This is a genomic window from 'Chrysanthemum coronarium' phytoplasma (assembly GCF_000744065.1).
Classification (GTDB): domain Bacteria; phylum Bacillota_I; class Bacilli_A; order Acholeplasmatales; family Acholeplasmataceae; genus Phytoplasma; species Phytoplasma asteris.
Genome location: NZ_BBIY01000097.1, coordinates 1 through 1,625 on the forward strand (window position 1 = coordinate 1; position 1,625 = coordinate 1,625).

Genomic DNA, 1,625 nt, shown 5'->3' on the forward strand with positions numbered 1-1,625 from the left:
AAAACAAGAATAAGAATAAAAACAATAAGTTTTCCATTTTGCACCTTCATTTCATTTATTGTTTCAAAACTTTATTATTTATTTAATGAATTGTTAAGTTGTGATTATTGTTGTAATTATTATTTGTTTTTGTTGTTAATTTAGTTTTTTTGTTTCATAAAAAATTTAATAATTATGCGTTTATAAAATAAATAATTTACTATATAATTTTACCACAAACCTTACTTTTCTTTTAATATAATGAGGTTTTTGATTGTCAAAATTAAATAAAATTGCCAGATAAACAAAAAAACCCAAACTGCATAAACAGTTTGAGACTAAAATTATTCATTCTTTACTGGGGGCAAATTATTGGAGCGTTTCAGTTAAGTTGGTCTTAAATGTTATATTAAAATATTAAGTTGTCTAAATAAATTAAACAGTGAGTGTTTTAATAATAAAAAATGTTATAATATATTTGATAATTTGGATAAATTGGATTAGAGGAGTTTTTTGAAAACAAAAACAAAATAAGAAACACAAATGCAAACTTTGAAAAAATAATTTTTTGCTGTTTAAATTGTTGTCTTTCCAAAATTACAAATACTAACTTAAAAAATTTTAAAACGATGCAATATTAAAATTATTTTAACTAAATATAATAATCAAATTGAAATTAACAAAATCTTAGGAGCTTTTTATGGATTTTTTAAAAATTAAAAGTGTGCGCCAATTTTGCGCCAATCATGAAATACCAAATGATATTTTAGAAGCAATTTTGGCTACAGTTTTCCAAGCGCCCTCTGCTTTTAATTTGCAACCATGGCGTTTTTTTGTTTTTAAAGGCGAAAAGAGCAAACAAAAAATAGCTCCTTTTTTATATGGCAACAAAACTCAATTAGAAACTTGTTCTACTATGATTTTGTTGTGTTGCGATGCTCAAAAAAGTGCCTTAGCTGAAAAAATTTATCAACAAGAAGTTTTACAAAAACAAATATCTGATGCAACCAAATTACAAGTAATTACAAAAATTGATGATTATTACAAACAAATTTCCCAAGTAAAACTGCAAAATGAGTTATTTTTAGAAGGTGGTATCGGAGCGTTGCAATTGATGTTAGCTGCTAAAAAATATGATTATGATGTTTGCCCTATGGGAGGATTTAACGCAAAAAAAATCAATGAAGGATTAAATATTGATGTTCGATATTTGCCTGTATTATTAGTTGCTATTGGGAAATCAAAAGAAAAACCCAAAAATAAAGCTTTTCGAATGGATTGCAAAGATTTTACTTTTTGGATGTAGTTGAAGTTGTAAAAAATAACTGCGTTCAAATACTAAAAAAATAAAATATTTCCAAAAATAACATTATGACTGACTTAAAAAGTTGGTCTTTTTTATTAAAAAGGCATTTTTTTAATCAATAATTTAATCGTTAATTTCCATGACTTGAGGCAATTTTGCTAAATTAACTTGTTTATATAAAACAGATAAACATTGCAATTCTTTTTGCTGTGATAACAAAGTATTTTGAACAACTTTATTAAGATAAAAAACAGCATGAGCCAAAGCATTTTTAATATTTCTTTCATATTTCAAATAAAAACCCAGAAAAAGACTAGCAAATAAATCTCCTGTACCTGCA

Annotated in this window: 2 protein-coding genes; one reads left to right on the forward strand and one right to left on the reverse strand. The window is 24.8% G+C overall.

The genetic code is table 11. The features are described 5' to 3' along the window. The first annotated feature begins 679 nt into the window (after positions 1-679). On the forward strand, positions 680-1,285 hold the full coding sequence (locus OYV_RS03785) for a nitroreductase family protein (protein ID WP_042068371.1): 606 nt from the start codon (positions 680-682) through the stop codon (positions 1,283-1,285). 123 nt (positions 1,286-1,408) lie between these two features. On the opposite strand, the gene OYV_RS05145 is transcribed toward OYV_RS03785, so the two are convergent. Further along, a partial coding sequence (locus OYV_RS05145; protein WP_042068373.1) for a hypothetical protein occupies positions 1,409-1,625 on the reverse strand: 217 nt, incomplete at its 5' end.

Excerpts from the sequence above, each read along its gene's own strand:
- OYV_RS03785 (WP_042068371.1), top strand. The coding sequence starts at position 680 with ATGGATTTTTTAAAAATTAAAAGTGTGCGCCAATTTTGCGCCAATCAT.